This window comes from Conyzicola sp. (assembly GCF_046714715.1).
Taxonomy (GTDB): Bacteria; Actinomycetota; Actinomycetes; order Actinomycetales; family Microbacteriaceae; genus Conyzicola.
In genome coordinates, this window is record NZ_JBKKAD010000010.1 from 1 (window position 1) to 23477 (window position 23477).

General features: G+C 69.6%; 22 protein-coding genes. 15 read left to right on the top strand and 7 right to left on the bottom strand.

The window, feature by feature from the left end; all coding sequences use genetic code 11:
- Window positions 1–1522: phosphoglycerate dehydrogenase (gene serA / locus ACLQ6X_RS00940; RefSeq protein WP_411698285.1), on the bottom strand; the 1522-nt coding region annotated here is incomplete at its 3' end.
- Between the two features lie 83 nt (window positions 1523–1605).
- On the opposite strand from serA, the gene ACLQ6X_RS00945 reads away from it, so the two are divergent.
- The 4 genes from ACLQ6X_RS00945 to ACLQ6X_RS00960 all read left to right on the top strand — a co-directional run bounded on the left by ACLQ6X_RS00945 (window position 1606) and on the right by ACLQ6X_RS00960 (window position 5473).
- A complete protein-coding gene (locus ACLQ6X_RS00945; RefSeq protein ID WP_411698286.1) occupies window positions 1606–2001 on the top strand; it encodes a DoxX family membrane protein in 396 nt (131 codons plus the stop codon).
- Window positions 2002–2316: 315 nt separating this feature from the next.
- Complete coding sequence (locus ACLQ6X_RS00950) at window positions 2317–3519, top strand: quaternary amine ABC transporter ATP-binding protein (protein ID WP_411698320.1); 1203 nt, start codon at window positions 2317–2319, stop codon at window positions 3517–3519.
- Window positions 3516–4460 (top strand): ABC transporter permease, encoded by a 945-nt coding sequence (locus ACLQ6X_RS00955; RefSeq protein WP_411698287.1) that lies wholly within the window; start codon window positions 3516–3518, stop codon window positions 4458–4460. Before ACLQ6X_RS00950 ends, ACLQ6X_RS00955 begins: the two co-directional genes overlap by 4 nt.
- A gap of 116 nt (window positions 4461–4576) precedes the next feature.
- Entirely contained in the window at window positions 4577–5473 is an 897-nt protein-coding gene (locus tag ACLQ6X_RS00960) for a glycine betaine ABC transporter substrate-binding protein (protein ID WP_411698288.1), read from the top strand.
- 92 nt (window positions 5474–5565) lie between these two features.
- On the opposite strand, the gene ACLQ6X_RS00965 is transcribed toward ACLQ6X_RS00960, so the two are convergent.
- The 3 genes from ACLQ6X_RS00965 to ACLQ6X_RS00975 all read right to left on the bottom strand — a co-directional run bounded on the left by ACLQ6X_RS00965 (window position 5566) and on the right by ACLQ6X_RS00975 (window position 9882).
- Window positions 5566–5910, bottom strand: coding sequence for a hypothetical protein (locus ACLQ6X_RS00965; RefSeq protein WP_411698289.1), 345 nt, complete (start codon window positions 5908–5910; stop codon window positions 5566–5568).
- Window position 5911: 1 nt separating this feature from the next.
- Window positions 5912–6454: a hypothetical protein gene (locus tag ACLQ6X_RS00970; RefSeq protein ID WP_411698290.1), complete on the bottom strand. Its 543-nt coding sequence runs from the start codon at window positions 6452–6454 to the stop codon at window positions 5912–5914.
- 152 nt (window positions 6455–6606) lie between these two features.
- Complete coding sequence (locus ACLQ6X_RS00975) at window positions 6607–9882, bottom strand: lamin tail domain-containing protein (protein ID WP_411698291.1); 3276 nt, start codon at window positions 9880–9882, stop codon at window positions 6607–6609.
- 201 nt (window positions 9883–10083) lie between these two features.
- On the opposite strand from ACLQ6X_RS00975, the gene ACLQ6X_RS00980 reads away from it, so the two are divergent.
- The 4 genes from ACLQ6X_RS00980 to ACLQ6X_RS00995 all read left to right on the top strand — a co-directional run bounded on the left by ACLQ6X_RS00980 (window position 10084) and on the right by ACLQ6X_RS00995 (window position 14825).
- Window positions 10084–10497: a VOC family protein gene (locus ACLQ6X_RS00980; RefSeq protein WP_411698292.1), complete on the top strand. Its 414-nt coding sequence runs from the start codon at window positions 10084–10086 to the stop codon at window positions 10495–10497.
- A gap of 124 nt (window positions 10498–10621) precedes the next feature.
- Window positions 10622–11212, top strand: coding sequence for a hypothetical protein (locus ACLQ6X_RS00985; RefSeq protein ID WP_411698293.1), 591 nt, complete (start codon window positions 10622–10624; stop codon window positions 11210–11212).
- A gap of 71 nt (window positions 11213–11283) precedes the next feature.
- Window positions 11284–12099, top strand: coding sequence for an FAD binding domain-containing protein (locus ACLQ6X_RS00990; protein ID WP_411698294.1), 816 nt, complete (start codon window positions 11284–11286; stop codon window positions 12097–12099).
- Complete coding sequence (locus ACLQ6X_RS00995) at window positions 12096–14825, top strand: molybdopterin-dependent oxidoreductase (protein WP_411698295.1); 2730 nt, start codon at window positions 12096–12098, stop codon at window positions 14823–14825. Before ACLQ6X_RS00990 ends, ACLQ6X_RS00995 begins: the two co-directional genes overlap by 4 nt.
- A 67-nt stretch (window positions 14826–14892) precedes the next feature.
- Here the strand turns inward: ACLQ6X_RS00995 and ACLQ6X_RS01000 are convergent, their stop codons facing one another.
- Both ACLQ6X_RS01000 and ACLQ6X_RS01005 read right to left on the bottom strand, forming a co-directional pair.
- Window positions 14893–15222 (bottom strand): DUF3467 domain-containing protein, encoded by a 330-nt coding sequence (locus tag ACLQ6X_RS01000; RefSeq protein ID WP_188510116.1) that lies wholly within the window; start codon window positions 15220–15222, stop codon window positions 14893–14895.
- A complete protein-coding gene (locus ACLQ6X_RS01005) occupies window positions 15215–16261 on the bottom strand; it encodes an XdhC family protein (protein WP_411698296.1) in 1047 nt (348 codons plus the stop codon). The genes ACLQ6X_RS01000 and ACLQ6X_RS01005 overlap by 8 nt, the downstream gene beginning before the upstream one ends.
- 61 nt (window positions 16262–16322) lie before the next feature.
- On the opposite strand from ACLQ6X_RS01005, the gene ACLQ6X_RS01010 reads away from it, so the two are divergent.
- The gene (locus ACLQ6X_RS01010) at window positions 16323–16961 is read left to right on the top strand and encodes an acetoacetate decarboxylase family protein (protein WP_411698297.1); all 639 of its coding nucleotides are present in this window, start codon (window positions 16323–16325) and stop codon (window positions 16959–16961) included.
- Window positions 16958–17779 (top strand): SDR family NAD(P)-dependent oxidoreductase, encoded by an 822-nt coding sequence (locus ACLQ6X_RS01015; RefSeq protein ID WP_411698298.1) that lies wholly within the window; start codon window positions 16958–16960, stop codon window positions 17777–17779. The genes ACLQ6X_RS01010 and ACLQ6X_RS01015 overlap by 4 nt, the downstream gene beginning before the upstream one ends.
- Window positions 17780–17807: 28 nt before the next feature.
- Here ACLQ6X_RS01015 and ACLQ6X_RS01020 read toward each other — a convergent pair whose 3' ends face one another.
- A complete protein-coding gene (locus ACLQ6X_RS01020; RefSeq protein ID WP_411698299.1) occupies window positions 17808–18650 on the bottom strand; it encodes an alpha/beta fold hydrolase in 843 nt (280 codons plus the stop codon).
- Between the two features lie 95 nt (window positions 18651–18745).
- On the opposite strand from ACLQ6X_RS01020, the gene ACLQ6X_RS01025 reads away from it, so the two are divergent.
- The 5 genes from ACLQ6X_RS01025 to ACLQ6X_RS01045 are packed head-to-tail and all read left to right on the top strand — an operon-like array spanning window position 18746 to window position 23419.
- Window positions 18746–19309 carry a TetR/AcrR family transcriptional regulator gene (locus ACLQ6X_RS01025; RefSeq protein ID WP_411698300.1) on the top strand — a complete coding sequence of 188 codons (564 nt, stop codon included), beginning with the start codon at window positions 18746–18748 and terminating at the stop codon, window positions 19307–19309.
- Complete coding sequence (locus ACLQ6X_RS01030; RefSeq protein ID WP_411698301.1) at window positions 19306–20619, top strand: MFS transporter; 1314 nt, start codon at window positions 19306–19308, stop codon at window positions 20617–20619. Before ACLQ6X_RS01025 ends, ACLQ6X_RS01030 begins: the two co-directional genes overlap by 4 nt.
- Window positions 20620–20628: 9 nt before the next feature.
- On the top strand, window positions 20629–21969 hold the full coding sequence (allB, locus tag ACLQ6X_RS01035; RefSeq protein WP_411698302.1) for an allantoinase AllB: 1341 nt from the start codon (window positions 20629–20631) through the stop codon (window positions 21967–21969).
- 35 nt (window positions 21970–22004) lie between these two features.
- A complete protein-coding gene (pucL, locus tag ACLQ6X_RS01040; RefSeq protein ID WP_411698303.1) occupies window positions 22005–22913 on the top strand; it encodes a factor-independent urate hydroxylase in 909 nt (302 codons plus the stop codon).
- Window positions 22910–23419, top strand: coding sequence for a nucleoside deaminase (locus tag ACLQ6X_RS01045; RefSeq protein ID WP_411698304.1), 510 nt, complete (start codon window positions 22910–22912; stop codon window positions 23417–23419). The genes pucL and ACLQ6X_RS01045 overlap by 4 nt, the downstream gene beginning before the upstream one ends.
- Window positions 23420–23477: the final 58 nt, after the last annotated feature.

A 23477-nucleotide genomic window follows, 5' to 3' on the forward strand; every position in this document is an offset into this window, starting at 1 on the left:
CCTCGGGCGCGGGCGAGTCGACGGTGAGCACGCTGAGCGCGGCTCCCCCGGCCTCCTTGCGGGCGACCTGCATGCCGGCGATGTTGATGGCTGCCTCGCCGAATTCCTTGCCGTAGACCGCGACGATCCCGGGGCGGTCGGTGTACACCATCACGATGAGGTGGTCGGCGAACGGAACCTCGACATCGTAGCCGTTGATCTCGACGATCTTCTCGATCTGCTTGGTGCCGGTGAGGGTTCCGGAGACGGAGATCTGCGACCCGTCGGCGAGCGAACCCCGGATCGAGAGGAGGTTGCGGTACTCCTCGCTCTCGCTCTCGGTGATCAGGCGCACGGTCACGCCGCGCTGCTCGGCGAGCAGGGGCGCGTTGACGTAGCTGACCGACTCGCTCACGATGTTCGAGAAGATGCCCTTCAGGGCGGCGAGCTTGAGCACGCTCACGTCGAACTCGGCGATCTCGCCGCGCACCTCGACGTCGATCGACGTGACGGGGCTGTCGGCGAGGCCGGAGAACACCTGGCCGAGCTTCTCGATGAGCGGAATGCCCGGGCGAACGCTCGGGTCGATGACGCCGCCCGCGACGTTGACCGCGTCCGGGACGAGTTCGCCGCCGAGCGCGAGGCGCACCGACTTGGCGACCGAGACGCCGGCCTTCTCCTGGGCCTCGTCGGTCGACGCACCGAGGTGCGGCGTGAGGATGATGTTCTCGAGCGAGAGCAGCGGCGAATCGAGCGGCGGCTCGTTGACGAACACGTCGAGGCCCGCGCCGGCGATGCGGTTCGACTTGAGCGCTGCGTAGAGCGCGTCCTCGTCGATGAGGCCGCCGCGCGCGACATTGACGATGAACGCGGTCGACTTCATGATCGCGAACTGGTCGGTGGAGATCATGCCCGTGGTCTCGGGGGTCTTCGGCATGTGGATGGTGATGAAGTCGCTCTGGGCGAGCAGTTCGTCGAGCGTGAGCAGCGTGACGCCGAGCTGCTGGGCACGCGCCGCCGTGACGTAGGGGTCGTAGGCGACCACGTTCATGCCGAACGCCTGCAGGCGGGCGGTGATGAGCGCGCCGATGCGGCCGAGGCCGATGATGCCCACGGTCTTCTCGTAGAGCTCGACGCCGGTGTACTTGGAACGCTTCCAGGTGCCGGCCGCGAGGCTCGCGTGGGCCGCCGGGATGAACCGGGAGAGGCTGATGATGTGGCCGACGGTGAGCTCGGCGGCGGAGATGATGTTCGAGGTCGGCGCGTTGACGACCATGACGCCGGCGGTGGTGGCCGACTTGATGTCGACGTTGTCGAGCCCGACGCCCGCGCGGGCGATCACCTTGAGGTGGGGAGCCGCGGCGATCGCCTCCTGGTCGACCTTGGTCGCGGAGCGGATGAGGATCGCGCTGGCGTCGGCGAGCGCGGAAAGCAGCGCCGGCCTGTCGGTTCCGTCGACGTTGCGCACGTCGAAGTCGGGACCGAGGGCCTCGACCGTAGCGGGGGAAAGTTCTTCGGCAATCAGCACGATCGGCTTGGTCACGAGTCAAGTCCTTACAGGGGTGCAGTGGATGTCGAACGGTATTCGCGCAACCCGGCGAGTCTACTCCGAGGCAGAATAGCCCGATGGGCGACGCTGCACTCGACGTAATACAAACGATCGTGCTCTGCGCTCTCGTGCTGCTGTTCGTGGGCATGGGGGTGAACCACTTCCGGCGGGGTCCGGCGCGGGTGATGGCCGCGATGATCCCACCCCGCCTGCGCCGCCGCGGTCTGCCGTCGCCGATGGCCCTGGTCTACCTCACCGGCGTGTGCGAGATCGCGGGAGGGCTGGGACTCGCGTTCCCGGCCACCCGGCTCGCGGCATCCGTGGCTCTCATCGTCTTCCTCGTCGCGGTCTTTCCGGCGAATGCCTACGCGGCGCAGCACCCCGAGAAGTTCGGGCGTGGCGCGATCCCTTTCTGGCCGAGACTTGCCGGTCAGGCGGTACTTATCGCCCTGCTGGTGTTCGTCGTTCTCTAGGCCCCCGGATGCCACGTCCCGACCTATAACTCACATGTCTGTTACGTTGGGGGAAGGAAATTCGTTTCCGTTCATCTTGGACGCGAACGCGTGGCTGCCCTTCGGGAGGCGCCGTGTGTGCGTACGGTGAGCCCCTGTCGGACACGATCCCGCGATCGTTTCCGCACGGTTCCAGAGCACGAAGTGCCGGAGTCGCGCAGCCGAGGGCTACCCGTCCACAAAGCACAGTCGCCCAGGTTTTCAACCGTTTAACAGCGGTTGTTTTGTGGCGCGCACGGGAGTTATCGCGTGACCGAAACACACTCACAGTCCAGCATCCTGACGGCCAGCGGCCTCAGTAAGACCTTCGGCAAGAACCGCGCCGTCATCGACGCGTCGTTCGACGTGCAGCGCGGCGAGATCTTCGTCGTGATGGGCCTGTCCGGCTCAGGCAAGTCGACGCTCATCCGCATGCTCAACGGCCTGCTCGAGCCGACCTCCGGCAGCGTGACCGTCGCCGGCACCACCATCTCGGGTCTCCCCGCCGCGAAACTGCGCGAGGTGCGCAAGCGCAGCGTGTCGATGGTGTTCCAGCACTTCGCGCTCCTCCCCCACCGCACCGTGATCGACAACGTGGCCTACGGCCTCGAGATCCAGGGCGTCGCGACGGCCGAGCGCCTCGAGCGTGCCAACACGATCATCCGCCTGGTCGGGCTCGACGGACGGCAGAACAGCCTGCCGTCGCAGCTCTCCGGCGGAATGCAGCAGCGCGTCGGCCTGGGCCGTGCGCTCGCCAGCGACACCGACATCCTGCTGATGGACGAGGCGTTCTCCGCCCTCGACCCGCTCATCCGCCGCGAGATGCAGGAGCAGCTCATCGAGCTGCAGAGCGAACTCGGCAAGACCATCATCTTCATCACGCACGACCTGAACGAGGCCATGTTCCTCGGCGACCGCATTGCCGTCATGCGCGACGGCCGCATCGTGCAGATCGGCACACCCGAAGAGATTCTCACCGACCCGGCGAACGACTACGTCGCCCAGTTCGTGCAGGACGTCGACCGGGCCCGCGTGCTCACCGCCGCCAGCGTGATGGAACCGGCCCGCTCGGTCGTCACCGTCACCGCCGGGCCACGTGCGGCACTGCGCACGATGCGCGACCTGCAGTCGCAGGCGACCTTCGTGCTCGGCCGCGACCGCACCTTCGCCGGGGTGGTTCGCGACCGCGACGTGCTGCGCCAGGTGAAGCGCGGCGAGACCGACCTCCGCAGCATCCTGCTCGACGACGCCACGACGGTCACGTCCGACGTCGTGATCAGCGAGCTCGTCGAGCTCTCGGTGGGCAGCGACCTGCCGATCGCCGTTCTCGACGACAAGAAGCGGCTGATCGGGGTCATCCCCCGCGTCACGCTGCTCGCCGCCCTCGGCAACGTGAGCACCACCACCGGCGAGATCCCCGTCACCGAGACAATCGCCACCATCACGGTGGGCGAGATGACCGATGTGCTCGATACCAGCCTCGAAGGAGCGGTCAAATGAACGACTTCAGATTCCCCCTCGGCCAGTGGGTCGAAGACGCCATCGACTGGATCACCCAGACGTTCGGCTTCCTCTTCGACTTCGTGGCGGCGGTCGTGCAGGGCGCCTATGACGGCGTCGACTCGATCTTCTCCACTCCGCCGTTCTGGGCCGTCATCATCGTTCTCGCCGCCCTCGGTTTCGCCGTGCGCGGTTGGAAGTTCGCACTCGGCACCGTGATCGGGCTCACGGTGATCGTCGGCGTCGACCAGTGGGAGAACGCGATGGACACCCTCGCACTGGTGATCGTCGCCAGCGTGATCTCGATCCTCATCGCCGTGCCGCTCGGAATCGCCGCGGCCAGAAACCGTGCGGTCTCGAACTTCCTTCGGCCCATCCTCGACTTCACGCAGACGATGCCCGCCTTCGTCTACCTGATCCCGGCCCTCATCCTCTTCGGCATCGGCGCGGTTCCCGGCGTCGTCGCGACGATCATATTCTCGGTCGCACCCGGCCTGCGGCTCACCGAGCTGGGCATCCGCGGCGTCGACACGGAGGTCGTCGAGGCCGGCCAGGCCTTCGGCGCATCGCCCTGGCGCATCCTGCGCCAGATCCAGCTGCCGCTCGCGCTGCCGAGCATCATGGCCGGCGTCAACCAGGTCATCATGCTCTCGCTCTCGATGGTCGTCATCGCGGGAATGGTCGGCGCCGGCGGACTCGGCAGAGACGTGGTCGCGAGCCTCAACCGCATCGATGTCGCCCTCGGCTTCGAGGCGGGCCTGTCGGTCGTCATCCTCGCTATCTTCCTCGACCGCATCACCGCGGCTCTCGGCGGTGGCAAGACCCCGTTGGGCCGCCTCCTCGGCGCCCGAGGCCGCAAGCGCCTCGAGCTCGAGACCCGCGACACCCCGGCCCTCACCGGCCAGAAGGCACCCGCAGCGCGCGATCTCGTCGACGCCTGATCCCACCCCCACCCACTTACGGGCGCCACCGCGCTCGTGACACCGGAGCCCCCACCAGCTCCTGCAATCTCCAATCACGGTCGTCCACAGCAGTCGGCCAAGAAAGGCAGAACACCTTGAAGAACCGTTACATCCCATACATCGCCGCGGGCGCGGTCAGCATGCTGGCCCTCGCGGGCTGCGCATCGGCCGGCCCCGCCGAGACCGTCGGCAACGGCAACGACGACACCAAGTCGGTCAACCTCGCCGTGTTCAACGGCTGGGACGAAGGCGTCGCCGCGTCCGAGCTGTGGAAGGCGATTCTCGACGAGAAGGGCTACGACGTAGAGCTGTCGTACGCCGACGCCGCCCCCGTCTTCCTCGGCCTCTCGGAGGGCGACTACGACCTGACGATGGACGTCTGGCTGCCCGACACCCACGCCGCCTACCTCGACGAGTACGGCGACGACATCACCGACCTCGGCGCCTGGAACGAAGAGTCGAAGCTCACCGTCGCGGTGAACGCCGACGCTCCGATCGACTCGCTCGCCGAGCTGGCCGACAACGCCGACCTGTTCAACAACGAGATCATCGGCATCGAGCCCGGCGCCGGCCTCACCGCCGCGATGGAAGACCGCGTCATCCCGGGCTACGGCCTCGAGGACATGGACTTCACCACCTCGTCGACCGCAGCCATGCTGACGTCGCTCACCAAGGCGACCGACGCCGGCGAGAACATCGTCGTGACCCTGTGGGAGCCGCACTGGGCCAACTCCGCCTTCCCGATCAAGACGCTCGACGACCCCGAGGGAACCCTCGCCGACCTCGAGAGCCTGCACTCCTTCGGCAAGGCCGACTTCGCGACCGAGTACCCGCAGCTCGCCGAGTGGATGGACAACTTCGAGATGGACCTCGACACGCTCTACTCGCTCGAGCAGGCCATGTTCGTCGACTACGACGGATCGGACTACGCGCCCATCGTCGAGAAGTGGATCGAAGACAACCAGGAGTACGTCGACTCGCTCACGAGCTAGTCAGTACCTCTTCGAGAAGAGGGGCAATGAATCGACCGTCCGCCTTTGTGCGGAGGTCGGTTTATTGCCCCTCTTCTCGTTCGTGGGGGGGGCTAGGCGACGGCGAGCGCGTTGACGCTGAGGCTCAGGGCGGCGACGGCCACGAGCGCGAGCAGGAAGATGAGGGCCCTCATCGCGATGGTGTGACGCAGGCCGACGACGAACGCGATGCCGTAGGCCAGCGGGGGAACGACTATGCCCACGCCGATGAGCACCCACGGCACGTCGCCGGCCGGGAGGCCGACCGCTTCGAGCTGGGCGTAGAGCTTGGGAAGCTCGATCGCGTTCTGGATCGCCTCCCAGAGGTCGTAGGCGAAGAACAGGCCGAACAGCGCGGCGACCGCGAGGCCGAGCCAGCCGATGCGGCGGGCGAAGGGAACTTGTGCGGAATCGGTCACGTCAGACCCCCAGAACGAACGGAATCGGAACCAGCAGCACGAGACCGAGCAGCAGCCAGAGCAGGCGCGTAATCGGCTTCGATTCGCGGGTGAGCACGAACACGGCGGCGAACCAGACGGGGGCCGCGGCGATCGCGAGCAGTCCGCCGAGCCCCGTCATGAGGGCGCCGAACGCACTCGGGTCGACGTAGGTATTGCTGCGCACGGTCGTGAACCAGCCGATCGTGTAGAGCAAGAAGATGCCGGCGACGATGCCGTAGGTGACGAGGAGGATGGAACTCGTGGGCGCCTGGGTCACTGCGCCCGCTTCGGTCGCTGAGTCCGCCTCGGACGCTGAGCCTGCGCTTTCCACGGGCTCAGCCGCCGAACGGGTACGCCGCACGGCCTTCTCGCGCACCGGCTTCGGCCCCTCGACATAGCTGGCGTCGCGGATGCTCGTGTCCCAGTTCAGGGCCTCTTCGGCCCCGTCGGTCTCGTCGCCCGTCGTCCGATCTCGCGGCGGGTCGTCTCTGCGCTGTTCGTCTCTGCGCGGGTCGTCGGTCATGCCGAAAACCCTACCCGCCCGCCGGTCCCCGACTCCTGTGTGCCAAATGAAGGAGATTTAGACGACGAGGGCCGCCGATCGCACCGAATGTGTGACGGGGCGGTAACTTCTCCTTCATTTGGCAGCCAGACGCGTGGGTGCGGCCGGCACGGTCAGGCGTTCGGGTCGTGCTCCCAGCGCCAGCCCGAGCTCGACCGGGCGAGCGGCGCCTCGGCGGTCGGCTTCACGGTGATGGCCGACGTGTCGACGCGCTTCGCGTATTGAAAGCCGACGGATGCACCGAACTCGTCGTCTGCGGCGGTGTACCGGTTCTGCACTCCCGCTTCGACGATCCGCCACGGGCGCCCGTTCGCGAGAGTGTTTCCGTGCCCGTTCTCGGGCCGGAACTGCTGGTAGTCGTAGTCGAAGCTCGCCGACGCGTCGAGCCGCACCGAGAACGTGTCCACTGCCACCGTCGAGCTAGCGAGGTCGATCTGCAGCAGCCGCTGGAACCCGGTCGCCCGCTCCCCCGTGTGCGTGCGGAACTCCTGGTAGTCGGCGAGCAGCTCGACCACGTCGTGCCCCTCGATGCCGCCCGCGTTCTCGGTGGCGATCTGGCCGATGCCGTGGAAGTGGCCCGACAACACGACGACCACATTGCGGTTGGGGGCGATCACCCTGTCCCACAGCTTCTGGCCGTTCGACACCCAGCGCGAGTTCGCCGAACGGTGCGCGTCTTCGAGGTCGGTCTTCGGCGTCACGTGCTCGTGCGTGGAGACGACCACGTTGTGGTCGGGGTGCGACGTCACGACTTCCGACGCCCACTCGATCTCCGCCTCGCCGTAGGCGTAGGGCAGCGACAGCATCAGGAAGCGCGCGCCGCCTTGCTCGAACGTCGAGTAGTTCGCGCTGTTGTCGTCGGGCGCGATCGACCCGGCATAGCTCGCGGTGCCGGCGTAGCGCGACGGCGGGAAGTACTCGTTGAACAGGTCGTTGGTCACGCCGCGTTTGTTGTCGTGGTTGCCCGGCAGCACGCTGTTCGGCACGCCCGCCGCGTCGAGGATCCCCTGAGCCGCGCTCGCCCGCTCGAATTCGCGTCGCGCCCTCGTGTCATCCTGATTCGGGTCCACCCAGTTCTGCACGAGGTCTCCCGTGTGCGTCGCGAACGCGATCTTGCGGTCGTCGGCGCTCTCGGCGATCCAGCTGGCGAGCTCGGCGTACACCGCCGGGTAGGTCTCGGTGAGGTACTGCGTGTCGGTGATGTGCGAGATCGCGAGGTCGTAGTCGTCGGGGTTCTCCAGCGCGCCGTCCGCTCTCGCCGCGAGCGTCGGCTCGGTGCGCGGCCCGTTCTGGGCGAGCAGCGTGACGGTGCCGGCGTCGAGGTCGCTCTTCTTCAGTTCGCCCTCCAGCGCGGACGTTCCCGCGTCGAGCAGACGCCATTCGGATGCCGCGGCATCCCACACACTGAACTGGATCTCATTGCGTCCGCTCGTCGACCCGGCCCACGTCACCGCGGATCCGGCGCCGAGACCCTCCGCGTCGAGCACGAACCGCTGGTACGGATACCCCCACGCGTCGTCCTCCACGGCCGCAGGGGCAGCGGGATCGAGCGGCGTCTCGGCGGCGCCCACGCGCGTGTGGAGCGGCGCCGCGCTCGACCCGGAGTAGGCCTCGAGCACGGTGGCCGGGGCGCCCGGCGTGACGACCGGCTCGGCGGCGCCCGTGCGCGCGGGCAACGGCGTGCCCGCCGACACCGCCAGCACGGGGTCGACCCACTCGTGCTCGTCGATCTCGCCCGGCGTCGCGGGGGCGGTCACGAAGTCGTCGTCGTCGACCCCGGTGAAGCGCGTGCGCTGGAAGGTCTCGCCGCGCATCCGGTCGGGCGCGAAGGTCGCAATCGCGACACCCTTGGTACACGGGCTGGGCGTGACGAGGCTCTCGTCCATCTCGTTGAGCGCGTAGACCCCCGCGCTGTCGACACGGTGGCCCGCGGCATCCGCAACCCACACTCCGCCGCCCAGGAAGTTGAGCGACGTGTCGTAGGTGACGTCGCCCTCGACGCCGGTGCCGGCGCGCGCCGCGACGAACGTGGCGCCCGGTTTCAGCACTGTGCCCTCGGGGACCGTCGCCTGCACCTCGCGGCTGCGGATGCCGCTTTCCTCGCAGCGCCGGATCGTGTAGCCGCCGATCGCGACGCTCTGCTCGCCGTAGTTGGCCAGCTCGATGTAGTTGTTCGGCTGGCGGCCGCCCGGCAGCTGGTCGCTCGAGGGGTCGTTGCCGATCTCGCTGATCGCGACCGAGGGCTCGCCGTACGCGAACTCCTCGGCGAACACGCTCGACGCGCGGGTCGCGTTGGCCCGGCCCGGCGTGCGCTTCGCGATGACGAAGCCGGCGTCGGTCGACTGGTACGACTCGTCCGCGACGAAGTCGAGCACGGCGGGCAGCTTGTCGCTCTGGCAGGCGCTGTCGTCGTAGTTCGAGGTCGCGACGCGGTCGACGAGGCGGTCGTCGGCGGTCTGCAGGAGAACCCCGGATGTCACGTCCGCCAGTTCCCGCCCGTACTCGGCGTCGGCGTCGCCCGTGAACCCCGGGCCGCCGATAACGAAGCGCTCGCCCGGCGCGATCCTGGTTCCCGCGGCGACGGTCAGCTGCAGGGTGTCGGGCCGCACGCGCCCGCTCGCCGTGCAGCGGAAGAGCTCCCAGCCGCCGATGTCGACGCGCGCGCCCGAGGTGTTGAGCAGCTCGACGAACTCGTCGTCGGCCGCGTCGGCGCCCGCGGCGGCGAACTCCGAGATGACGACGCCGGTGTCGGCGCGCGGCGTCGACCGGGTCGCGTTGGTCGCGCCGATCGTCGAGGCCGCGGCGACGAAGTCGGTGGCCGGGTCGCCCGTGTCGGCGACGCGCTGCCAGCTCTCGCCGAGCGCGAAGTTGAGGGTGTTCGTCAGGTTGGAGCCGAGGGTGCACTCGCTCGTCGTCGGCCAGGGCTCGTTCGGGTAGACGCCCACGGCGTCGGCACGCACCCCGCCCGGCGCCTCGAGGTAGAGACCGAAGCCGTTGATCGAGTAGGGCTGGCTCACGTGGGCGTCGCCCGGCAGACCGGCCTTGCTCACCGTGAAGATATCGCCGGGCTGCAGCACGACGCCGCGCAGGTCGCCCTCCGGCCGTCCGACGTTGGCGCGCAGGCCCTGCACGCTGCAGCGGTAGACGCTCCAGCCGGTGAGGTCGACCGCGGTGTCGCCCCAGTTGCGCAGTTCGAAGAAGCCGTCCGAGTCGGAACGCGGCCCGCCGTTGCTCAGCTCGTTGAACAGCACGGTGGCGGCGGCGGCGGTCGCGGCGGTCGGGGTCGGGCTCGTCGAGACCGACGCGGCGAGCGCGGGATGCGGAGTGACGATCACCCCCGTCGTCGCGAAGGCGGAGACGAGCAGAACGGCGATCAGCAAGTGGCGCACGTTCCCAGCGTGGGCGGCCCCCGTGTACGCGCCGTGGCGGCCGGGTGTGCCGCCGGTGAACACTCGCCCCGCCCGCGCCGCACCCGGCCCCCTTTCTGCCAAATGAAGGAGATCTCGCCGGCGACCCCCGCCGATCGCACCGAACGTGTGACTCGACGCCACAATCTCCTTCATTTGGCAGCCCGCTCGTATCGTGGGGGCATGACCGAATCCAGCAAGCCCGTGCGCCAGCTCCGCCTCGTTCTCGCCGTCGACGACTACGACGCCGCCGTCGCCTTCTACCGCGACGCTCTCGGCCTCACCGAGGAGGCCGCGTACCAGGGCGAGGGCGACGCGCGCGTGATGATCCTCGACGCCGGCCGCGCGACCCTGGAGCTCGCGAACCCGGCGCAGGTGGCGATGATCGACCGTCTCGAGGCGGAGGGAAGCCCGAGCCTGCGGATGCGCGTCGCCTTCGAGGTGGTCGACTCCCAGGCGGCGACCGACGATCTCGTCGCGGCCGGGGCCACGCTGGTCGCGGCGCCCCGCGAGACGCCGTGGCGCTCGCTCAACTCCCGGCTCGACGCGCCCGAGGGCGTGCAGGTCACCCTGTTCCAAGAGCTCGACTCTCCCTGAACGGCGCCCCGCCCGGTACCGAATGCAGGAGATTCCGGCGCGACGACCCCGCGATCGCACCCACCGTGTGACTCGACGCGGTTTCTCCTGCATGTGGTACGCGCGGGCTGGGTAGGCTCGTGCCATGTCGATGAAAACTCGAGTGATGCTGGCCGCGGTGGCGATCGCCCTGGCGGTGAGCGGATGCGCGCAGGTCGCCGACGAGGCCGCCGAGCCAGCTGCCCAGGCGGCGCAGACACCCACTCCCAGCCCGACACTCACCGAATCCGAGCTGCTGGCCTGGCAGCAGATGGCCGCGAACAACCCGGACTCTCTGGGTCCGGGCGAGGGCGAGATCGAGTACGCCGCGGCTCGGCGCGATTTCCCTCTGGCGATGCCCGAGGGAACGGCGATCCCTGAGACGACTGCGTTCGACTTCCACACGCCCGGTGGAATCTACGAGCGCGGGGCGGGCGCCGGCCTCGTCTCGTGGACCTGGCTCTGCGCCACCGAGACCGAACTGCTCGACGCCATCGACGAGGGCGACGACGCCCGCACCGACGAGTCGTTCGCACAACTCGAGGCGTGGATGGCCCTTCCGCCGGAGGTGCGCGTGCTCGAGGGGCTCGACGCGTTCCGCTCCGTCGTGATCGACCCCGCCCGCGAAGGCGACACGACGGGCCTCGAGGCCGACCGTCAGTCGTGGTGCGCGCAGGCCCCGTTCGACGCCGTGTAGCGCCACCCGCACCCCGCACGCAGCGCGGCGTTACACGCGCGTCACATGAATGATGTTGACTCGTCTGAATCATGGATCTCATCACAGTGCGCGAAACCCGGGTGGCCCACACCCGCGACGACCTCGTCTTCGCGCCCGGCGAGCTTCCGCTCGGCGGCGGTACCTGGCTGTTCTCCGAGGAGCAACCCGGCCTCACCGGCCTGGTCGACCTGACGACGCTCGGCTGGCAGCCCCTCGTCGAGAGCGACGCCACACTCAGCATCGCCGCCACCTGCACGATCGCCGAGTTGGCGCGCATTCCTCGGCGTGAGGGCTGGGGGGCGCATCCGCTCTTCTCGCAGACGGCCAATTCGCTGCTTGCGAGCTTCAAGATCTGGAACATCGCCACCGTCGGCGGCAACATCTGCACGTCGCTGCCCGCGGGTCCGATGATCTCGTTGGCGAGCGCTCTGGATGCCACGGCTCTCGTCTGGGCGACGGACGGCTCAGACCGGCGCCTGCCCGTGGCCGACCTCGTCACGGCGTCGCGCGAGAACCTGCTCGAGCACGGCGAGGTGTTGCGGGCGGTCGAGATTCCGAAGACCGCGCTCGAGGCGCGCACCGGATTCCGGCGCATCGCGCTCTCCCCGCTCGGCCGCACGGGCACGCTCGTGATCGCCCGTGTCGACGCGGGCGGCGAGGCGGTGTTCACGGTAACCGGCGGCACGACCCGCCCGCGCGTGCTGCGGTTCGACGAACTCCCTTCGCAGGGCGCCCTCGCGAACGCGGTCGAGAGCATCACCGAGTGGTTCACCGACGCGCACGGCGCCGCGGACTGGCGCCGCGCGATGGCCCTGCTGTTCGCCGAGGAGCTGCGCACCGAACTGGGCGAGGAGCCGGCCGCATGAGATTCGAGATCAACGGCGAGGGCGTCGAGGCGCACCCGCAACCCGGCCAGGTTCTACGCACGCTGCTGCGCGACCTCGACCACTTCGAGGTCAAGAAGGGCTGCGACGCGGGCGATTGCGGCGCGTGCTCCGTGCTGCTCGAGGGCGAACCGATCCACTCGTGCATCTACCCCGCGCACCGCCTCGAGGGCGCCCACGTCACGACCGTCGCCGGCCTCGGCACGCCCGACCACCCGCACCCGATGCAGCAGAGCTTCGTCGACGCGGCCGGCTTCCAGTGCGGGTTCTGCACCGCGGGCATGATCGTCACCGCGTCGACCTTCACCGAGGAAGACAAGACCGACCTGCCCCGGCTGCTCAAGGGCAACCTGTGCCGCTGCACCGGCTACCGGTCGATCAAAGACGCGATCTGCGGCGTGCGCAACACCGTCGAGGCCCCCGTGGGCGACGCCGCCGGCCGCAGCGTGAAGGCCCCCGCCGGCATGCGCGTCGCTACCGGCACCGAGCCGTACACGCTCGACGGGCCCACGCTTGACGCGCCCACATACGACGGCACGCCGACCGCCGTGCTGCACCTCGCGGTGCTGAAGAGCCCGCACGCCCACGCGCGCATCCTGTCGATCGACATCGCGCGCGCCCAGGCTGCCGAGGGCGTGCACGCCGTGCTCACCCACCGCGACTCCCCCGCGACGCTGTTCTCGACCGGACGGCACGAGATGCGCACCGACGACCCCGACGACACTCTCGTCTTCGACACCGTGCTGCGCTTCCGTGGGCAACGCGTCGCGGCCGTCGTGGCCGACACCGTCGCGATCGCCCAGCGCGCGCTGGATCTCATCGAGGTCGAGTACGAGCTGCTGCCGGCGGTCTTCGATCCGGATGCGGCCCGCCGCCCCGGCGCGCCACTGCTCCACCCGCAGAAGGGCGAAGAAAGCCGCATCTCCGAACCCGGCCGCAACGTTCTGGCCCAGATGCACAGCGAGATGGGCGACGTCGACGCCGCCCTCGCCGAGGCCCACGCCGTGGTCGAGGGCACCTGGCAGACCCAGCGCGTCAACCACGCCGCCCTCGAGACGCACGCGACCCGCGGCTGGATCTCGAGCGACGGCCGGCTCGTGCTGCGCACCAGCTCGCAGGTGCCGTTCCTGGTACGCGACGAGCTGTGCCACATCTTCGGGCTCGATACCGATCGCGTGCGCGTGTTCACGGCACGCGTCGGCGGCGGTTTCGGCGGCAAGCAGGAACTCATCACCGAAGACCTCGTCACCCTCGCCGTGCTGATCACGAAGCGAGCCGTGCAGTACGAGTTCACCCGCACCGACGAGTTCACCGTCTCTAGCCCGCGTCATCCGATGCGTATCGGCGTGAAGTTGGGTGCGACCAGCGACGGGATCCTCACCGCTCTCGCCGTCGACGAACTGATGGACACCGGCGCCTACGGCAACCACGGCGTGGGTGTGATGTTCCACAGCGTGCACGAGTCGGTCGCGATCTACCGCTGCGCGAACAAGCGCGTCGACGCCGAGTCGGTGTACACGAACAACCTGCCCTCCGGCGCCTTCCGGGGCTACGGCCTGGGCCAGGTGATCTTCGCGATCGAGTCGGCGATGGACGAGCTCGCCCGCAAACTCGACATCGACCCGTTCGAACTGCGCCGCCGCAACGTGATCGTGCCCGGCGATCCCATGCTCGTCACCAACCCCGACGAGGAGACCGACCTCGTGGTCGGCAGCTACGGCCTCGACCAGTGCATCGACCTGGTCGAAGACGCGATGCGGCGCGGCAACGGGGTCGAGGCGCCGACCGGTCCCACCTGGGTTCAGGGTTCGGGGCTCGGCATCGCGATGATCGCGACGGTGCCTCCGCGCGGACACTACGCCGACACCTCGATCGCCCTGCTCGCAGACGGCGGCTACGAGATCGCGGTGGGCACCGCCGAGTTCGGAAACGGCACGACGACCGTGCACACCCAGCTGGTGGCTACGGCGCTCGGCACGACCGTCGACCACGTGCGCATCCGCCAGTCGGACACCGACGTGGCCCGCTACGACACGGGGGCCTTCGGCTCGGCCGGCGTCGTCGTGGCCGGCAAGGCCCTGCTCGCCGCGTCGATGAAGCTGTCGACCATGATGATCGAACGGGCCGCCGGGTTCACCGACGCCACGGGAGTGCGCACGGTGGTGCAGGGCGGCGTGCTCGTCGGCGAGACGTTCGTCGCGGCATCCGACTTGCTCGCGGCCGGTCCGCTCATCGCCGACGGCAGCCACGACGGCACCCCGCGCTCGGTGGCCTTCAACGTGCACGGCTTCCGTGTCGCCGTCGACCGCGCGACAGGAGAGGTGCGTATCCTGCAGTCGGTGCAGGCCGCGGATGCCGGAACCGTACTCAATCCGGAACAGCTTCGCGGTCAGATCGAGGGCGGCACGGCCCAGGCGATCGGAACCGCCCTCTACGAGGAGATGATGCTCGACGGCGAGGGGCGGGTCACGACCACCGCGTTCCGCAACTACCACGTGCCCCAGTTCGCCGACATCCCCGAGACCGAGGTGTACTTCGCGGCGACGCACGACGGCATGGGGCCGCTCGGAGCCAAGTCGATGAGCGAGGCGCCCTACAACCCGGTGGCGCCGGCGCTCGCGAACGCGGTGCGCGACGCGATCGGCGTGCGGCCGATGGAGCTGCCGATGTCGCGCGACCGCCTGTGGCGGTTGCTGCGGGTTGAGTAGGGCCCTCTAGGGCACGTATCGAAACCAGAATACGGATTTCGATACGGTCGCTGAGCGACCTACTCAATCAGCGGATATCGCCGTACAGCGGCTTCTCGGGCGCTTTCTTGCCGGTCTCCCGCTCCCACGCTTCGAGCTGCTGAGCGAGGGCCTTGGCGAGTTCGAACACCTGCTCCGGGGGGATGCGGATGCGGCTCACGACCTGTCCGGGAACAAGCACCGACTCCGCGCCGGTCTCGGCGTCGACGGTCGGCTGCGGCGGCTGGGTGAGCGCCACGAAGTCCATCACGAACACGTTGGGCGTGTGCCAGACGCTCGCGAAGTCGGCGAACAGGCCGGCGACGGCGGTCGGCGGAAGGTCGATCTTGAAGGTCCGCGGGGTCTCGTGCTCAGTCATGGGGCAAGTCTACGAGGGCGTCGCTGCCGTGCGGCCGGTGGATGCTCCCGCTCGTTGCGCGCAGGGGTTCGGCCGATGCTCTGGTGCGCGCGGAGATGATCTCGGCGAGAATCGACACCGCCGTCTCCTCGGGCGTCGACGCCCCGAGGTCGAGACCGATCGGCGAGTGCAGCCGTTCGATCTGCGCCTCGCTCACGCCGCGATCGCGCAGCGAGGCGACGCGCCGCTCGTGTGTGCGGCGCGATCCCATCGCGCCGACGAACGCCACCGGCAGGGCCAGCGACTGGGCGATGATCTCGGCGTCGAACCGGTCGTCGTGTGCGAGCACGCAGACGACGGTTCGCTCGTCGACGGGCGTTCGTGCGAGCCAGGTGGTCGGCCACTCGACCACGACCTCCGCCGTGGGGAACCGGGCGGCAGTCGCGAACAGTGAACGCGGGTCGCAGACGGTGACCCGGTAGCCGAGCGCGCTGCCGGCCGCGGCGAGCGCGACCGAGAACTCCATCGCGCCGAAGACGATGAGACGGGCGGGCGGCGTGGCCACCTCGAAGAACACGTCGACGAGCTCGCCGTCGCAGTCGATCGCGGCGAGCGCGGTCTCGCCCATCGCCACGCGGGCGTCGAGTTCGGCGGCGATGCGGCCGTCGAACCGGGCGGGCACGTCGCCGAGAGCGATGGCCACCCCGGCCGGGCTGCTCGCGGCGGCCGCCCGCAGCGCCGCCTCGATCTGCGGGGTGACGGGGGTGACCCGGATGCGCAGCTGGCCGCCGCAGGTGAGCCCGACCGCGAAGGCCGTCTCGTCGCTCACGCCGTAGTCGACGGTGCGTGCCACACCGTCGGCGAGCACGAGCTCGCAAACATCCACCACCGCGCCTTCGACGCACCCGCCGGCGATCGACCCGATCACCGACCGCCCGTCGAAGGCCATCGAGGTGCCGACCGTGCGCGGCGCACTGCCCTCGATCGACACCGCGGTGGCGATGGCGAGCGTGCGCCCGCCGTCGAGTGCGGCGACGAGCCGGTCGGCGATTTCGAACATGGTTCCAGCCTCGCACACGCATGTTTCGCGGGGGTCACGATCGCGTCGGTAGAGTCGGCGCATGACCGATGCCGCGCCCTACCCGCCCGAGCCGTGGTTTCTCGGCGGATCCCTGCTCGTCTCGGCATTTCTCCTGCCGGTCGCCGACCTGCCCCGGCCCTTCCAGGCGCTCCCGATGATCAGGATCGGCCGCAGAGCCGTCGTGGGCGTGGTCTTCGCGAACTACGCGCCCGGCGGAGTGCTCGCCTACGACGAACTGCTCGTGGCTACCCCGGTGGTCGTGCGCGGGCGGCCGCGCATCACGATCCCGCAGATCTGGGTCGACAGCCCCCAGTCGCTGGCCGGCGGGCGGGCGCTGTGGGGCATCCCGAAGCGCCTCGCGACGTTCGATGCGATGCGAACGGCGGATGCGGCCTCCGTCTCCGCGCACACGACCGGCCCGATAGCGGCCCTCTCCGCCCGGTTCGGGCGCGCGATTCTGCCCGGATCGCCCCGGCTGCCGCTGCCGATCGAGCAGCGCGGCGCCGGTGGTCGCATCGTCTCGCACAACTGGGCAGCGGGCCGGGTCACCGCGTTGCACGCGAGTTGGACCTTCGCACCGGATGGCCCGCTCGGCTACCTGCACGGCCGACGGCCCCTCGCGAGCTTCGCGCTGCGTGACGCCGCGATCGTCTTTGGCCAGCGGGTGGAACGCCCGTGAACGCCGGCCCCGTCGCCGTGGTCACCGGCGGCGCCCGCGGCATCGGCCGCGCCACTGCCGCGGCGCTGATCGCCCGCGGCTACCGCGTCGTGCTCGCCGACCTCGATCTGGAGGCGACCGCCGCGACGGCGGCCCAGCTCGGCCCGCGGGCGACGGCCGTGCGGTTGGACATCACCGATTTCGAACTCGTCGAGTCGGTCGTAGCGACGGTGGAGGAGACCGTCGGGCCCATCGCCGTGTGGGTGAACAACGCGGGCATCATGCCCACCGGCCGTTACACCGCGCAGGGCCCGGCGCTGTCGGGGCGCGTGGTCGACGTCAACTACCGCGCGCTGGTCACGGTCAGCGGCCTGGTTGTGGCGCGCATGCTCGAGCGCGGCGGCGGCACCGTCGTGAACATGGCGAGCGCCACGGCGATCAAGCCGCTCGCGGGCCTCGCGGTCTACTCGGGCACGAAGGCGGCGGCGGTCGCGTTCAGCGATTCCCTGCGCCGCGAGCTGCGCGGCACCGGCGTGCGGATCCGGGTGGTGCTGCCGAACCTGGTGGCGACCGACCTGGGTGCCGGCATCACCGCGCCGCGCGGGTTCAGCGCGCTCACCGCCGACGAGGTCGCCGCCGCGACGGTGCGGGCGATTCGCTCGCGCCGATTCGCCACGACGGTTCCCGGGTGGCTCGGGCCGTTACTGACGCTGTCGCGGCTGCTGCCGCATCCGGTGCAGGACTGGATCGACGACCGGGCCGGCTCCGACCGCATCGGTCTCGGCGGGGACCCGGCCGCGCGGGCTGCATATCTGCGGGGCCTGCCGCCGGCCGAGTAGGCACTCGACCGGCGACGGGGTGCGACGACTACTTCTTCAGGAAGGCGAGCAGCACCTCGTTGACCTCTTCGGCGTGAGTCCAGAGGAAGCCGTGGGGCGCACCCTCGATCTCGACGTACTCGCTCTCGGGGAACGCCGCGTGGAACGGACGGCCGCTCGAGTCGATCGGCAGGATGCGGTCTTCGGTGCCCTGCACGATGATGCTCGTGACGCCCGAGGCGCGCACCTTGGCAACGTCGTCGCGGAAGTCTTCGATCCAGGTGGGCACGACCGCGTAGGCGGCGATCGGCGCGCTCGAGGTCGCGGTGTTCCAGCTGGCCGTCACGGCCTCCTGGCTGATGCGGCTGCCCAGGTTCTGGTCGAGGTTGTAGAAGTTCTCGTAGAAGCCGGTGAACCAGGCGAAACGGTCGCCCTTGGCGGAGGCGGCGATGCCGTCGAAGACGTCCTGCGGAACGCCGGTGGGGTTGTCGTCGGTGTGCAGCAGGAAGGGCTCGAGCGGCGCGAGGAAGGCGACCTTCGCGACGCGGTCGGTGCCGTAGGTGGCGACGTAGCGGCCGACTTCGCCGGTGCCCATCGAGAAGCCGACGAGGATGACGTCGCTGAGGTCGAGGGTGGTGAGCACGGTGTCGAGGTCGGCGGCGAAAGTATCGTAGTCGTAGCCGACGGTGGGCTGGCTCGACTTGCCGAATCCGCGGCGGTCGTAGGTGATCACGCGGTAGCCGGCGTCGAGGATCTCGCGCTGCTGGCGCTCCCACGACGTGCCGTCGAGCGGGTAGCCGTGGATGAGCACGACAGGCTGGCCCGATCCGTGGTCTTCGTAGTGGAGCTCGATGGCGGTGGAGTTCTCGGTGCCTACGGTGATGACTGACATTGTTGTCCTCTCGCAAGACGACTGAGAACGGTCGTTCTCAGTTCGTATTCGCTATAGTAGAGAACGTTGGTTCTCAATGCAAGGGACAGTTCGAAATGGATGACGCAACAGCGAGTGAAGCGGTGGTGAACGCCGCGGACCGCCTGTTCTACGGCCGGGGCATTCAGGCGGTCGGGATGGACGAGATCCGAGCCGCGGCCGGGATCTCGCTCAAGCGCATGTACGCGCTGTTCCCCTCGAAGGAGACGATCCTCGCCGAGGTGCTGCGCCGCCGCAACGAGCAGTGGACCGCCGGAATCCTGCAGGCAGCGAACGACGAGCCCACGCCGAGCGGCAAACTGCTCTCGATCTTCGACTTCCTCTCCGGCTGGTTCGCCCAAGACGACTTCCGCGGCTGCGCGTTCATCAACTCGTTCGGCGAGCTGGGCGCGACCGCCCCCCTCGTCGCCGACGCGGCGCGGGCGCACAAGGTCGGCTTCCAGCGGTACGTCGCCGGGCTCGTCTCCGAGGCGGGCGCGCCGCCCTCGCTCGCACCGCAGATCGCCCTGCTGGCCGAGGGTGCGCAGACCACGGCCGCGATCTCGGGCTCCCCCGATGCCGCGACCGACGCCCGGTCTGCGGCGCGCATCCTGCTCGACGCCGCCCAGCGCGCCGCGTGAGCGCACCCGCCGCACGCCGCAGCCACTTCGTCGACCTCACCCCGTTCCGCCAGAGCCCCGCGTTTTTCCGACTCTGGCTGGGAACGGGCATCGCCGGCGTGGGCAGCCAGATGACCGTCGTCGCGGTCGGGCTGCACATCTACGACCTCACCGGGTCGACCGGAGCCGTCGCGCTCGTCGGGGTCGTGGGGCTGCTGCCGATGATCGTCGCCGGACTCTACGGCGGTGTGCTCGCCGACGCGTTCGACCGGCGCATCGTGGCGATCATCGCCGAGACCGTCGCCTGGGTCGCGGTGCTCTGTCTCGCCGCCCTCGCGTGGTTCCACATCGACGTGCTGTGGTTCTACTACGTGTTGACCACCCTGATGGCGGTGGCCACCACCATCGTCGGAGCGACCCGCGCGGCGATCGTGCCACGCCTCGTCGACAAGGAACTGCTGCCCGCGGCATCCGCTCTCGGGGGCATCAGCCTCGGTATCGCGATCACGCTCGGTCCGGCTCTGGCCGGGGTGCTCGTGGCGAGCGTCGGCATCCAGTGGACCTACACGGTCGACGCCGTGCTGTTCCTGGCGGCGTTCACCGGGGTGCTGACGCTCCCGGCGATCCGGCCGGAGGGCGGCGGCACCACCCGCGGTTTCGCGGCGGTCGTGGAGGGCATCGTGTTCCTCCGCCACGCCCCCAACATCCGGCTCGGCTTCCTCATCGACATCGTCGCCATGACCTTCGGTATGGCGCGGGTGCTCTACCCGGCGGTCGGCGCTCTGGTGATCGGCGGCGGCGCTGTCACGGTGGGCATCCTCTTCGCGGCGGGCGCGGTCGGCACACTGCTGAGCTCGCTGTTCTCGGGGCGGCTCGGCCACGTGCGCCGCCAGGGGCTCGCGATCCGCAACGCCGTGCTCGCCTACGGCGGCTTCATGCTCGCGTTCGGCCTCGTGCTGCTGCCGCTCGGCACGCAGCGCGGCGGATCGATCACCGACTCGCTCGCGACCGCGAACCTACCGGCGTTGGCCCTCGCGGCCGTCGCCCTCGCCGGCGCCGGAGCCGCCGACAACGTCAGCGCAGTGTTCCGCACCACGATGATGCAGTCGGCTGTGCCCGATGCCGTGCGCGGCCGCATGCAGGGCATCTACACCGTCGTCGTCACCGGCGGGCCGCGCGTGGGCGACGCCTTCGTCGGCCTCGTGGTCGCGACCACCCTGCTGTGGCTGCCGTCCGTGCTGGGCGGGCTGCTCATCCTCTCGCTCGTCACCGTGCTCGTGCGGCTCAACCCGTCGTTCCGCGCGTACGACGCCCTCGACCCGAAGCCCTAACGTTTAGACATGACATCCTTCGACCTCGTCGTGCGCGGCGCCTACGTGCTCATCGGCGACAACTGGCGCGCGGCCGAGATCGGCATCACCGACGGCGTCATCGCGGCCATTACCGCCGGCCCCCTCGAGGGCGCCGAGGTCATCACCCTCGCCGACGACGAGGTGCTCGTTCCGGGCATCGTCGACACCCACGTGCATGTGAACGAGCCCGGACGCACCGAGTGGGAGGGTTTCGCGAGCGCCACCCGCGCGGCCGCCGCCGGTGGTGTCACTACGATCATCGACATGCCGCTGAACAGCATCCCCGCAACCACGACGGTGGAGGCGCTCGACGTGAAGCGCGCCGTCGCCGCCGAGAAGGCCATGGTGAACGTGGGCTTCTGGGGCGGCGCCGTGCCCGAGAACCTCGGCACACTGCGCGAGCTGCACGACGCCGGGGTGTTCGGCTTCAAGGCGTTCCTCGCGCCGAGCGGCGTCGACGAGTTCGGCCACCTCGACGCCGAGCAGCTGGAGCGCGCGCTCGACGAGATCGCCGCGTTCGACGGCCTGCTCATCGTGCACGCCGAAGACCCGGGCGTGCTCGAGGCCCACGCGAACGACGGCGGCGTCGACTATCACCGTTTCGTCGAGTCGCGACCGGATGCGGCCGAGACGACCGCGATCGAACGCGTCATCGCCGTGGTGCGTCGCACCGGTGCTCGAGCCCACATCCTGCACCTGTCGTCTGCCGCGGCCCTTCCCGCCCTGCGTGCCGCGCGTGCCGAGGGGCTGAAGATCACCGTCGAGACGTGCCCGCACTACCTCACCATCAGCGAAGAGCAGATCGGCGACGGCGCGACCCAGTTCAAGTGCTGCCCGCCGATCCGCGACGACGCGAACCGCGACGCACTCTGGCAGGCGCTCGTCGACGGCGACATCGACATCGTCGTCACCGACCACTCGCCGTCGACCGCCGAGCTCAAGTACGCCCACGGCGGCGACTTCGGGCTCGCCTGGGGCGGCATCGCCGGACTGCAGACGGGACTCGCCGCCGTGTGGACGGAGGCCGCCCGCCGTGAGATCCCGCTCGAACGGGTGCTCGGCTGGATGTCGTCGGCCACCGCCCGGTTCGCCGGGCTCGACACGAAGGGCCGCATCGCGGTGGGAGCGGACGCCGACCTGGTCGTGCTGGCGCCCGACGCCACGTTCACCGTCGAGGCGACGCAGCTGCAGCACAAGAACCCGGTGAGCGCGTACGACGGCCGTGAACTGCGCGGCGTCGTGCGTCGCACGCTGCTCGCGGGCCGCACGGTCGACATCGCGCCCGGCGCCGCCCCGACGGGTTCGCTGCTCTCGGCCGCGCGCCCGTAACACCCCGGTCACATGGCGATGGCAGAATCGCGGTCATGGCAATAATCTTGGGCGACAACCAGTACGGCAAGGCCGAAAACCGGGTCGTGCGCATCTACCGCGACAGCGCACGGCACGAGATCCGCGACCTCAACGTGTCGACGGCCCTGCGCGGCCCGTTCGACCCCGCGTACCTCGACGGCAACCAGACCAACGTGCTGCCGACCGACACGCAGAAGAACACGGCGTTTGCCTTCGCGAAGTCTCACGGCGTCGAAGCCATCGAGACCTTCGGGCTCGACCTCGCCCGCCACTTCGTGCACGACGTCGACCCGGTGGTCGGCGCCCGCGTCGAGATCGAGGAGTACGCCTGGCAGCGCGCGGTGGTCGACGGGGTCGAACACGACCACACCTGGCTGCGCACGGGACAGGAGACCCGCACCGCCGCGATCACCGTCGACGCGAGCGGGGAGCACGTCGTCGGCGGGCTCAAAGACCTCGTGCTGCTCAAGTCGACCGGCAGCGAGTTCGCCGGCTTCCTCGAAGACGAGTACACGACCCTGCCGGAGACCCACGACCGCGTGATGGCCACCTCGCTCGTCGCGCAGTGGCGCTTCACGCTGAGCGCGGCCGAGCTCGCCGACGTCGACTGGGACGCCACCTACGCGGGCATCAAGCAGATCATGGTGAAGCAGTTCGCGACCCTGCAGTCGCTCGCCCTGCAGCAGACCCTCTGGCACATGGGCCGCTCGGTGCTCGAGGCCTACCCGGCGATCGCCGAGATCCGGCTCAAGGCGCCGAACAAGCACCACTTCGTCGTCGACCTGTCGCCGTTCGAGCTCGATAACCCGGGCGAGGTCTTCATCGCCGCCGACCGCCCCTACGGTCTGATCGAGGCGACGGTGCTGCGCGACGACGCGCCCGACGCCGGCGACGCCTGGAGAATCTCGGCGGGACTCGCGTGACCGATTCGATCGAACCGACGGATGCCGCGGCGCAAGCCACGACGGACGCGAAGTGGCTCGCCCGCGCGATCGAGCTCGCCACACTGAACGTCGCGAACGCGGGCGGCCCGTTCGGTGCCGTCATCGTGCGTGACGGCGAACTCGTCGCGGAGGGCCAGAACCGCGTCACCGCGAACCTCGACCCCACGGCGCACGCCGAGGTCACGGCGATCCGCGCGGCCTGCCAGGCGGTCGGCGACTTCTCGCTCGCCGGCATGACCCTCTACACGTCGTGCGAGCCGTGCCCGCTCTGCCTCGCGGCCTCGCTCTGGGCCCGCCTCGACCGCGTCGTGTTCGCGGCGGACCGCACCGACGCGGCCCGCGGCGGGTTCGACGACCGGGAGTTCTACGAGCTGTTCGCGCGCGACCGCTCGACCTGGGACATGGCGGTCGACTCGCTGCGGCCACCGAACGCGCCGGAACCGTTCGACGCCTGGCTCGAGCAAGAGGCCCGCACCGACTACTGAGCCGGTTGAGCAGGTCGCGCACCGACCAACTGAGCCGGTTGAGTAGGTCGCCCAGCGA

Excerpts from the sequence above, each read along its gene's own strand:
- ACLQ6X_RS00945 (WP_411698286.1), top strand. The coding sequence starts at position 1,606 with ATGGGCGACGCTGCACTCGACGTAATACAAACGATCGTGCTCTGCGCT.
- ACLQ6X_RS00955 (WP_411698287.1), top strand. The coding sequence starts at position 3,516 with ATGAACGACTTCAGATTCCCCCTCGGCCAGTGGGTCGAAGACGCCATC.
- ACLQ6X_RS00970 (WP_411698290.1), bottom strand. The coding sequence starts at position 6,454 with ATGACCGACGACCCGCGCAGAGACGAACAGCGCAGAGACGACCCGCCG.
- ACLQ6X_RS00980 (WP_411698292.1), top strand. The coding sequence starts at position 10,084 with ATGACCGAATCCAGCAAGCCCGTGCGCCAGCTCCGCCTCGTTCTCGCC.
- ACLQ6X_RS00985 (WP_411698293.1), top strand. The coding sequence starts at position 10,622 with ATGTCGATGAAAACTCGAGTGATGCTGGCCGCGGTGGCGATCGCCCTG.
- ACLQ6X_RS00990 (WP_411698294.1), top strand. The coding sequence starts at position 11,284 with ATGGATCTCATCACAGTGCGCGAAACCCGGGTGGCCCACACCCGCGAC.
- ACLQ6X_RS00995 (WP_411698295.1), top strand. The coding sequence starts at position 12,096 with ATGAGATTCGAGATCAACGGCGAGGGCGTCGAGGCGCACCCGCAACCC.
- ACLQ6X_RS01000 (WP_188510116.1), bottom strand. The coding sequence starts at position 15,222 with ATGACTGAGCACGAGACCCCGCGGACCTTCAAGATCGACCTTCCGCCG.
- ACLQ6X_RS01005 (WP_411698296.1), bottom strand. The coding sequence starts at position 16,261 with ATGTTCGAAATCGCCGACCGGCTCGTCGCCGCACTCGACGGCGGGCGC.
- ACLQ6X_RS01010 (WP_411698297.1), top strand. The coding sequence starts at position 16,323 with ATGACCGATGCCGCGCCCTACCCGCCCGAGCCGTGGTTTCTCGGCGGA.
- ACLQ6X_RS01020 (WP_411698299.1), bottom strand. The coding sequence starts at position 18,650 with ATGTCAGTCATCACCGTAGGCACCGAGAACTCCACCGCCATCGAGCTC.
- ACLQ6X_RS01025 (WP_411698300.1), top strand. The coding sequence starts at position 18,746 with ATGGATGACGCAACAGCGAGTGAAGCGGTGGTGAACGCCGCGGACCGC.
- allB (WP_411698302.1), top strand. The coding sequence starts at position 20,629 with ATGACATCCTTCGACCTCGTCGTGCGCGGCGCCTACGTGCTCATCGGC.
- pucL (WP_411698303.1), top strand. The coding sequence starts at position 22,005 with ATGGCAATAATCTTGGGCGACAACCAGTACGGCAAGGCCGAAAACCGG.